The sequence below is a fragment of the Phocaeicola sartorii JCM 17136 = DSM 21941 genome, assembly GCF_054653615.1.
In genome coordinates, this window is the sequence record NZ_BAAIFW010000003.1 from 1 (window position 1) to 10,401 (window position 10,401).

General features: G+C 37.7%; 8 protein-coding genes. 3 read left to right on the plus strand and 5 right to left on the minus strand.

Annotated elements, in window-relative coordinates; translation table 11 throughout:
• Window positions 1–41 precede the first annotated feature (41 nt).
• Together ACYQ0C_RS00060 and ACYQ0C_RS00065 are read left to right on the plus strand one after the other, a co-directional pair.
• Entirely contained in the window at window positions 42–176 is a 135-nt protein-coding gene (locus ACYQ0C_RS00060) for a hypothetical protein (RefSeq protein ID WP_459976802.1), read from the plus strand.
• 61 nt (window positions 177–237) lie between these two features.
• Complete coding sequence (locus tag ACYQ0C_RS00065; protein ID WP_016275048.1) at window positions 238–2,841, plus strand: PL29 family lyase N-terminal domain-containing protein; 2,604 nt, start codon at window positions 238–240, stop codon at window positions 2,839–2,841.
• 291 nt (window positions 2,842–3,132) lie between these two features.
• Here ACYQ0C_RS00065 and ACYQ0C_RS00070 read toward each other — a convergent pair whose 3' ends face one another.
• The 5 genes from ACYQ0C_RS00070 to ACYQ0C_RS00090 all read right to left on the minus strand — a co-directional run bounded on the left by ACYQ0C_RS00070 (window position 3,133) and on the right by ACYQ0C_RS00090 (window position 10,159).
• Window positions 3,133–4,248: a clostripain-related cysteine peptidase gene (locus ACYQ0C_RS00070; RefSeq protein ID WP_016275046.1), complete on the minus strand. Its 1,116-nt coding sequence runs from the start codon at window positions 4,246–4,248 to the stop codon at window positions 3,133–3,135.
• Window positions 4,249–4,336: 88 nt separating this feature from the next.
• On the minus strand, window positions 4,337–7,468 hold the full coding sequence (locus tag ACYQ0C_RS00075) for a PL29 family lyase N-terminal domain-containing protein (protein WP_016275044.1): 3,132 nt from the start codon (window positions 7,466–7,468) through the stop codon (window positions 4,337–4,339).
• 48 nt (window positions 7,469–7,516) lie between these two features.
• Complete coding sequence (locus ACYQ0C_RS00080; protein ID WP_459976800.1) at window positions 7,517–7,753, minus strand: helix-turn-helix domain-containing protein; 237 nt, start codon at window positions 7,751–7,753, stop codon at window positions 7,517–7,519.
• Between the two features lie 166 nt (window positions 7,754–7,919).
• Window positions 7,920–8,261 carry a hypothetical protein gene (locus ACYQ0C_RS00085; RefSeq protein ID WP_235783355.1) on the minus strand — a complete coding sequence of 114 codons (342 nt, stop codon included), beginning with the start codon at window positions 8,259–8,261 and terminating at the stop codon, window positions 7,920–7,922.
• Between the two features lie 281 nt (window positions 8,262–8,542).
• The gene (locus ACYQ0C_RS00090) at window positions 8,543–10,159 is read right to left on the minus strand and encodes an ATP-binding protein (protein WP_016275050.1); all 1,617 of its coding nucleotides are present in this window, start codon (window positions 10,157–10,159) and stop codon (window positions 8,543–8,545) included.
• A gap of 47 nt (window positions 10,160–10,206) precedes the next feature.
• On the opposite strand from ACYQ0C_RS00090, the gene ACYQ0C_RS00095 reads away from it, so the two are divergent.
• A partial coding sequence (locus tag ACYQ0C_RS00095; protein ID WP_459976801.1) for a hypothetical protein occupies window positions 10,207–10,401 on the plus strand: 195 nt, incomplete at its 3' end.

The following is a 10,401-nucleotide window of genomic DNA, read 5'->3' on the forward strand; positions in this document are numbered from 1 at the left end:
TTGCCCGCGCCAAGGAGCTGCTGGAGGGTGATGAGTGTCCTGTGAGCGAGCTTTTCAGCCGTTGCGGGTTCGCCTCGAAGAGCGTGTTCTATGTGGCGTTCGGGAAGATGGTCGGCATGACTCCCCTGCAATATATATCGCAGAGCCGGAATCCTTTTGTTGTCCAACGCAATTAAGTCCTTTTATAACAATAAACATTTTGAGTTTTTAAATTTATAAATTTAAAGTTTTTCTATTATGAACAAAAAATTTTTAAGTGCAATCCTGTTCGGTGCCTTGATGGTGACCTCGACAGGAACGTTTGTATCTTGTAAAGACTATGATGACGAGATCGATGAGATCAACGCTACGTTGACCGATTTGAAATCTCAGCTGGCAGCTTTGCAGACAAAAGTAGAGAATGGTGATTATGTAACAGGTATCACTAAGACCGCTGATGGTAAAGGAATGACTTTTACTTTCTCTAAAGGAAGTACTGTAACCGTTACTTTGGATGTAAAAGATGGTGAAGCTGGTGCTCCTGGAACTCCGGGTAAAGATGCTCAGCAAGTTACTGTTGATGAAAAGACTGGTGAATTGAAGATTGATGGTAAAGGTACAGGTATTTTTCCTGCCAAAGATGCAGCAAAAGCTCCTGTTAAAGCAGAAGGTGGATATTGGTACACTTTGAATGAAAAGGGTGAATATGAAAATACAAATATCCCTGTATCTGGTATTATTGTTACTGGAACTGAAGCTACAGGCTATACATTGACTGTATATAGTGCTGATGGTGAAAAGGTTATCAAATTACCGACTGCCTCTTCTACAATTACAGAAATTATGATTGGCGATCTAACATTCGGAGCTACTACCAGCACTACTTCTGTAACTGGGCTTGATTGGGGCTATAAGAGCAATGGAAAGATTGATTGGAAAGGACCCAAAGGAAATATTGCAGCGAATCAGTTGATGATTGGACAAATAGCACCTGCTGAAGGATTATTATCTGTTACTCCCGCTAGTGTGGATTTATCAGGCATGACACTTGAATTAATTGACACAAAAGGTGATATCGCTCCCGTTAATATCGTTGCCACTCCGAATAGTACTGATGGTGCTGCAACCGCTCCTAGAGCTGCTGCAACTAATGGCAAATGGAATTTGGCTATCACTTTGAAGAGTGATGTTACTAAAGATAATATTACAAAAGTATTTGGTGCATGGGATAATTCCAGCTATAATGCAAAATTGTACGCTTTACGTATTAATGGTAAAGTTTATACCGGTTATTCAATTGCTGTAAAAGTGGCTGAAAATAATGCCATTACAAATAATGCTACAACAGTTGGAAATGGTATTACTTTGAGTACAACTAACCTGAAATCAATAGGAAACAATCATGACAAACCACTGGACAACAACAGTAATATTGAAGTACCTGTTGGCTCTTCATCATTAGTTTGCTCAGATTCTAAGTTCTATGATGGTTACATTGCTTTTGAAGGTACTCAGACAGCAAAAGCTGAAAAGTTAGGCGTTTCTGCTAATGGTATGAATCTGTCTATTAAAGAATCTGCAAAAGCAGAAGAAGTGATTGCTACTGTCCATATCATGAGTGTTGACGGAAAGGAAACAACCAAAAACATAACATTGAAGATTGGTGGTGTTAAATCTGATGATACTCAAACTATCGCTGCTACTACTTATGAATTAGGTTTGGATGACAGCGGAGTTTTAAATGCTATTGTTGTAGATTTGAAGGATGCTTTCTCTAGCTTGTCTGCTGCTAATGCTGAAGAAATTGATAACTTAACTCAGATTACTGTTGAAAATGTTAAAGATCAAGTTAATTTCTTGGCAAATGACTTGACTTCTACTAATGTAACATTCTATACTGATAAGGATGGTAAACCTGCTGATAAATTTGTAGATGGATCAGCAAATGATGGTGAAGTAGTATTAGCTAGCTCAGATGCTCGCAATATCCGTTGGATGAAGATTGCCGTAAATGGTAATGTTAATGGTAAGGCTAAGCCAGGTAACTATAATTTGACTTTGACAATCAAGGATCAAAAATCAGGTACTGCCGTTAGCACAATCAAGACAGTTACAATTCCTGTAACAGTTGCTCTGCCTACTTGGAATAAACTGTTCAAGAACACAACTGCTTGGGAAGATGGTAAGTTTGTTGCCCGTTTGGCAGCTTCAGTTGCTAATAAACCTGTGGTAAACTTCACAAGAGCATTCCTTCCCAATACAAAGGCTGCTGTAAATGATATCAAGTTGACAATTGACAAAGTGGATAATAAGGATGTTATAGAAGACCAATCAAGTGCTTCTGTAACTCTAAAGAATATCCAAAATACTAATAAGACTTTGAAAGTTAATGAATTGGGTGTTGTAGCTTCTTATACATTTGGAGGTGTAAATGACTTGACTGTTAAGTCTTCTAAGTTCACTACTAAGATCATGTCTATCTTTGAAGGTGCTAAGTTGGTTTACTATACTGATAATGTAGCTGGTGCAACTGCTAAGGTTGGTGCGGACTTTACTATCGCTAAACTTACTATTGCTAATAATAAGAAGAATGGTTTGGCATTACAGTATGGTAAGGGAGAATCTGCTGTATGTAATAGCATTCCTGTAATCGAAGGTGTAACTGTTCAAGAATCTAATTCTACTGCTGCAGACAAAGTTAAGGTAGCTTATGGCGTAGACGGCTTGAATAATGTTACTGCCACTTCTGTTAGCGAAGGTATTAAATTGGTAAATGCCCAAATCGGTGATAAGGGTACTTTAGTTCTAACATTCACTGACTTCGCAGGCATTGTGACAACCGCTACAATTGCATTCGAATAATATTAAAATTGGTATATAATATAAAGGGGCTGTTTTTTAGGGACAGCCCCTTTTAACTTATAGAATAACTATCTTAGTTCTTTATTTCTTTGAATAGTAACATCAATGTTTAGTAATAATTTCTTCTGTTAATTCTATTCCTTTGAGCTGATAATTTCTGTATATTATAATAATTAAATTGTATTCTATTGATGTAAAAAAGTAGTAGATCTTTATATATGTCTTATCTCTTTGAACTGATAAAAGATTTTCCCCAAATGTCATTCCATAGAAAGTTATCCTACATATTCTCTAATGTGTATTAGTATCTTTATACCATTGTAGTTTTGTATATTCCTCATTTAAGTCATTAAGTTCTCTCTGCATAATAAAAGTGGTCATACCTGAAAATGCTGTGATAGGGAATATTCCTTCTTCCGTAGCATAAAAAGGAGTATTCCTTTTGTAAACCACACATTGGCTGATATATTCTTGAAGTGCATTGTATGTATCTTCATCTGATAATGATTGATAATATTGAGCAAAATCAAAAAAATAGAATGGGGCTTTTAAAACTCCATCATAATTTTGAAGGTTACCGACCGGGAGGAAAGAACCAGATATTTCTGTATTGATCTGTCGTATCAAATTCGCTAAATTTGATAATCCGGCAGTTTTTATTATGCTAATGGTAGCAGAACGTTTATCGCCTTCCATCAAATTCCAATAATGAAAATAATTTTCTGCAAATCTTTGCAAATCAGCAGTTTCTTCAAGCAGACAGGAAATACTGCCGGCATAGATAGGAGTGAATCCCGGAGATACTACTGGGGCAGAGGAAGCCATGATATATGCTGCTTTATTTCTTAATTCATAAGCCACCTCAATACCTGCCATATTACATGCTTCAAAGATTATGAATTCAAATAAATGGTCCGGGAGGGCCATAGCAAAATCTGTTATTTCCATTTCATTATCATTATCGATGATGATAGACCGCGAGCCATTAACCAATGTATGTGGAGGAAGCCAGCCACTGCCATGGGAAAACACGATTAAACCGTAGCTTTTAGCAGGATAAAGCCGAGTTACGTCGTTTATAACTCGTTTAAGCACTTGAGGGGAGGCTGAGTTTTCTTGGTCATAGGTATGTATGGTAATATAGCCTTTCTCACTTTTTCCATCAATTTCCATCAATCGTGGAGAGTCCTTAAATGGTGTATCCTGATACACTATTATTTTTCCATCTGTCTCGTCTTCCCATCCATTTTTAATTTGAACAAGTTTGTCATAGGTTTCCGCATCAAGATTATTATCTCCTCCCAGATAAACCAATAGTGTCCGTGCAGGTAAAACAGCGGGAGTGTCATTTTCTTTATGACAGCCACATACTAATAACAGAAAACAGACAGCATATATATACTTCATACACAATATAATTGAATAAACGATTGTAAAAACTAAAAGAGGGGAACATTTTGCCCCCCTCTTTTTAAATAAACAATGAGCGTATTAATTACTTGTCATTGTGCTTCTTAACTTGGATTTGGATAGTTCCAACAGAATGTCCAAGACTATTCTTCCAAGTATGGTCGCAGATACCGCCCCACTTGTGATTTACACAAACTTCTACTTCAATAGTAAATGGTTGAGCAATATCTTCACCATTGTTGATCCATGTGATAGTCTGCTTAGTATTATCAAGTTTGATCTTATTCATGTTTTCAGCATCCAGTTCACTTCCGTCAGCAAAGTATGCCTTAGAAACCTTGAAGTTAACAGTTGTATTAACATCGAATACATTATTGTCAACTACCAGTTTATTTGACCAACCAGCTTGATCACCTGTCTGAACCAAAGTATTATTCTCAGCCATATCTTTGTGGTCATAGATAACATGGTTGTTATTGAATTGTGCCTGAGCACCTTCAGACCACAGATAATCTGACAAGAAGAATGCATCCTTCAATGATACTGTATTTTCAGCTTCTTGGTACTTGTCAAACAAAGGACCTGCTTCGTAAGCGTGGAATACCATCGGAGTTACAAATGCAACTTCAAATTCATCGATAACCACTGTAGAACGTCCATTTTCAGGAGCAGGAGCACCAGTATAATTAGTAGTATGGTTATCTTCAGCCCAAGGAGTATTGTTTATCATATTGATAGTATTGCAAGAGAAGTTATTGTAAGCTTCTTTAGCATACTTGTTATGAGCATTGGCTTCCTTGTTGCAAGTACCATACAATCCGTCAACATCTTCGTTGAAGCTTACTACAGCACGCATTTTGATCTTCTTCAAATCTTCAGCGTCAGCAGCATTGATCCAAGCACGTCCTTCGTCTGTTGCCTCCAAAGCGATATACCACTTGTTGTCTTTACCTTGATACAAACGGATACCGGAATCGTGACCGTCATCTATCTTAGATGCGTTATTATGCTGGTCAACCAATTCGAATGACAAGGTAGCTCTAGCCCAATCCTTATCATGAGTCTGACCCTTATAAGGATTATAGTTGATCAAATCGAATTCGTCATTCAATGCTGCAACCATTTCATAAGTCGTAGGAGCATCAAAGTTATCGTATCTACCGTGAGCAATGAAGTAAGAATCATCTACCCAGTTCAACTTAGTCTTTTCAGGAGCAACTACATCCGGATACTTCACATTAATAGTATAAGTAACATGGATGTCAGATAATCCCTTATGATCAGCATTTGGCTTGTATGTACCCTTAACAGTGTAAACGTCGTGATCGTCATGACGAGAGAATGCTGTATTCTTCACTGTAACGAACAGCTGATTGTATTCTTCAGGTTTAAAGTTCGGATCTAATGAATAGTCTGCATTATTCTTTCCATCCCATGCATATACAGCGTGTTGTTTAGCCTCATCTGCCGTTGCAAATTCAGGAACGAAATCATAAGTTTTACGGAATTCGTCTTTACTCAACTGTACATCTTTATGGTTGAATATCTTATCCATATCCATATCAAGAACTTGATTGATATGTTTCAGAGTGACATCTTTTGTTTCTGTAATATTAATTTCAGGAGCAACAACTGCATTGCGTACAATGTGAATCTTGATGATTGCTGTTTTAACTACATTACCATTGTCTTCACCCGGTGCTACTAGTTTCACACGAACAATAGGAGTTCTGTCTATAGCAGCTGTGTGGTTGGCATCTGTTTCTGCGCCCCAAATCGGGTCCGGAGTTTGTTTTACTGTAGCAACACCATCTTTGGTAACGTCCAAATAGCGTTTTGTCTGGTTAACGCCATCATAATAGAAGTCAACCGGTTCAAACACCAATGAATAGTCATCAAAACCATTATCCATCAAAGGATACTGAGCGTCTTGGGCTCTACCCATACGTTTGTCAAAGAATGAAGTTACGATGTCTTTCAAATTTTTTGAATGTCCATCACCTGTGTAATTCAGTTCTACAACAATACGGTTTGCATCATCTTTAGATTCAGCATCTCCTTTATATAACTGGTTTTCAGCATTACCTTCGAACTTAGCTTTATCTGCTTGATAAGCTTTCAATTTAGCCTCTTCAGTACCGGTCGGATTCAAGGTGTTAAGATAATGTTCATCTTTGATGAATTCTCTATAATTTACCTTGTTAGGAGCAATTGCATTTTTAATCTGAGCAGGAGCGTTAGTTTGGTCAAATGCATCAGCTACTTTAACCAAATGTACGTTTTTCTGCAAAATTACTTCATGCTTGGCGGGAATAAAATCAGAATGAACGATTTGGTCATTGTTCTTAATTCTCAATGAATATACTGTTCTTTCGTCCAGATTAGATTGTTCAGCAAAAGCCCAGTCCTTTACACGGAAGTTCAACATACCATGTCCTTCTTTATAAGAATCAACGGTGATTTTTCCATCAGTGTACAGTTTTTGTCCAGCATTGAACAATTCCCAATTCTTGTTATTCGTATTGTAGTTCCATATTTCAGCAGTATCACGAACAAATCCTACCACTTCCATATCCTTGAATGATACGCTGTTAGGATTTACCTGATACTTCACGTCTGCCTTACCTGAGTAAACGATTTTAAATGTACTAAAGTTATTTGCACTCCAATCTGCACCTGCAATCTCTGTTTTACCTGACACACTATCAGTAACGATGGTAGGGAAATGGATTCTGGCAGCTTCACCTTCAGAAAGGAAAGTAGGGATAAACTTAACTCCGCTAACTACAGAAGTAGCTTTAGGCATACTGATAGTCTTTTTAGTGCCATCAGCATAAGTAATAACTAATTCATAAGCTGATTCACCTTCTTCTACTGATACTACATAATCATCAGCAGAAGTACCTGGAGTACCCGGAGTACCTGGTTTGCCCGGTTCACCTTGTTCTCCTTTTGCACCATTGTATAATTTAATGGTCTCTCCATCACTGAATTTGATTTCATAACCACCATTACCATCAGTGAACGGAGTACAGCTTTCGACATATTTGCCTGAGCCTACTTTGTCTTCAAGGGCCTTGATTGCATCTTTCACATTGGATATTTCTTGATCCAAGCGGTCGATGTCGTCATCGTAATCCTTACAAGATACAAATGTTCCTGTTGAAGTGACCATAAGGGCTCCAAACAGGATTGCACTTAAAAATTTTTTGTTCATAATAGAAAAACTTTAAATTTATAAATTTAAAAACTCAAAATATTATTGTTATAAAAGGACTTTAAATCTTTTTCTGTGTCCGGATGGTGCTTTATATAGAAACTGCAAGGGAGATGCGCCTACAATTTTATGAAATGCGGCATAAAAAACGCTTTGGGATGCAAAACCACACTTCCTAAAAAGAGAACTGGTTGAATACGTACCCTCTAGCAATAAGAACTTTGCATACTCAACACGATACTTGTTAAGGAGCTGCTTGAAGTTGCAGCCGAAGTAGTTGTTCACCGTATTACTCAGGTAGGTCGTATTCGTGCCGGAAACAAATCGTATATACTGTATTGATAATTAAGCATTTATCTCTTAGTATGACAAAAAGCAAAACGAACTCTATTTAGATGGATTCTACTAGAGTTCGTTACTGATATGAAATTATAAGGATAGAAAAAATAGATTACAACGTCAGCGTTGCATTTTTTTGTTCAAAGGAACATAAAGCTATGGACTGAAAAATAAGCGGCAAGCAATTCACATAATAAAAAGGAAGATTTATCAGTCGGAAATCTTTCCCTTTGGGAGTTGTAACCCTGTCAATTGAATAAGGTCCGCTCCAAACTCTGACAGCTATATTCCCGGGTGACAGGTCCATAAAAAAATGCTGAATATAATGATCGTTGGATAGCACCTTTAATTCCTGTGCAACAACCTGCCCGGCTTCATTCTCTCTTTCCAAATTAAGATGAATATAATTCTCAAATTCTCTGCTAAATTCGTTTACCAACGTTGTCTTACCCACTTGCCTTACTCCACGCAATATTAATGGCTTATGGTTGGAATTACCGCCCAGTCTTGCAGTTTCCTATAAATATTTTGTTGAAACATATCATTATTCTATTCGTTTACAGATCCAAATATAGCATTTGAATCTAAAAACATAGGCATATAATAAAGATACTGTTATTGGTGCAATCTCTAATAAAAAGGCTGTTAGAGATCTGGTGTTATTTCTATTGGCAACATCATAGATTGATTAAAACGACAGATATTTGCCTTGAAAGCACCCTCTTCCGTTTACTTTCACATCCTGTTCCATATTATCTCTTTCCATTCTTCCACAGTACGCGTAAGGGAAGAAAAATTCACCCCGATACAGACTATTTTACGGTTATCGGTCAAATAAGATCGGGCATAGCCTTTCTCTGCTATTTGCTGTAAAGCCTCCTCTGCTGTTCCATCCATCTTGAATTCGAAAATGTAAACATATTCGTCCATTTCCAATATGCAGTCCACCCGTCCGAAGCTCTGGCGGTTCTCACAATGGATTGCACGGCAATAAACTCCTATCAAACGGAGAATCAGATAAAAAGTGTATTGGAAATGTTTCTCAGTCATATCCAATTCCTTCAAGGAAGCGTGAGAGTCATACGGGATGCTGGCAAGAAAAGCGGTCAGAGAATCACAAAAAGCGGAGGTGTTCCCTTGTTCAAGACAAGTGACAGCATCGATAATCCAACTGTTGACCTCTCCACCTCCGGGTTTCAAATAATGTGCTGCCAGTACGGACAAGAAACCTTTACGCACCTCATTATTGGGAAAATCGAGCAGATAGGTTCCCATACGTCTATTATATTCTTTAATAGTGAGATATCCGCTCTGATAAATCATGGGCAGAGGCTGTTCCACATCAGCCTTATAATCCACAAACAAAGAGGGAACATAATAACGTCCGGCAAGTTCGTTTATCTGCTCGCGGTTGTGTTGCAGCAGGCGAACCAAATAGGTGGGAGTACCTGTAGAGAACCAGTAATCACGAATTGCCATACTGTCAAAAGCATTAAGAATGCTGAACGGATTGTAAATGTCGGTCATCCCCTCTCCAAAATGATATCCGTCATATTGCCGTCTGAGAAGTTCCTTCATTTCTTCCACCGTATACTGATATTTAGCAGCCAACTGTATGGTGGGTTCTTCGAAATATGCTTCCAGCTCATTCTGGGTGATACCGCACAAGGCTTCGTACCGTTCATCCATACTGATGTCTTTAGGCTGGTTAAATCCACTGAAAACACTTACTTGGGAAAACTTTGTTACTCCGGTCAATAATACGAATCTCAAGTATTGATCAGCTCCCTTAAAGGTAGAATAAAAGGATTTCAATATTTCCCGGTTATGATTTTCCAACAGAACTTTCTTTCCGTAATCATCATAAAAACAAGCTTCCGTATCTAATACATCCAGAATAGGTTTGTCATATTCATCAATCAGCACCACCGCACGCCGCCCTGTCTGTTCATAAGCCCGGCGAAGTATTTCAATGAAACGGGTTCCTATGGTTGTATAATTGGGATTCTTGCCATAAATATCTTCCCAGTTTCCTAAATAGCCTTCAATGGTAGCCTCCAGAATTCCGGGTTGTGTATATAGTCCTCCATTAAAGTCTATACGGAAGATAGGATACTCATACCAGTCCTTTTCCAATCCGTCGATTTCCAGTCCGGCAAACAAATCTTTACGTCCCTGGAAATAACAGGCAAGGGTGCTTACCAGCAGGCTTTTGCCAAAACGACGTGGACGACTCAAGAAATAAGTCTTGCCTTGTGTTACCAGATTGTAAATCAAACCGGTCTTATCCACATATACATAGCCATCTTCACGGATTTGGTCAAAACTCTGTATTCCAATAGGGTATTTCATATTTTGTTGCGGTTCTAGAATGAATGATGAAACAAAGATATTAGTAAATGATAAACAAAGCAAATAAAGGATTTGTTTTTTCCGCTTATGACAAGTTTTTCCGTTTCTTATTAATGGATAATCGCCTATTTCTGTTCATATATATTGGCATTCTGTCCTTTAAAGGATACTTTGAAAAGTATTTAGAATTTATCCATTTTGTAATAAGATATATTTCTCCTACTGAATTTGTTATATTGTTG

What these genes read in the sequence shown, in the direction of transcription:
- ACYQ0C_RS00065 (WP_016275048.1), top strand. Translation starts at nt 238, where the DNA reads ATGAACAAAAAATTTTTAAGTGCAATCCTGTTCGGTGCCTTGATGGTG.
- ACYQ0C_RS00070 (WP_016275046.1), bottom strand. Translation starts at nt 4,248, where the DNA reads ATGAAGTATATATATGCTGTCTGTTTTCTGTTATTAGTATGTGGCTGT.
- ACYQ0C_RS00075 (WP_016275044.1), bottom strand. Translation starts at nt 7,468, where the DNA reads ATGAACAAAAAATTTTTAAGTGCAATCCTGTTTGGAGCCCTTATGGTC.
- ACYQ0C_RS00090 (WP_016275050.1), bottom strand. Translation starts at nt 10,159, where the DNA reads ATGAAATACCCTATTGGAATACAGAGTTTTGACCAAATCCGTGAAGAT.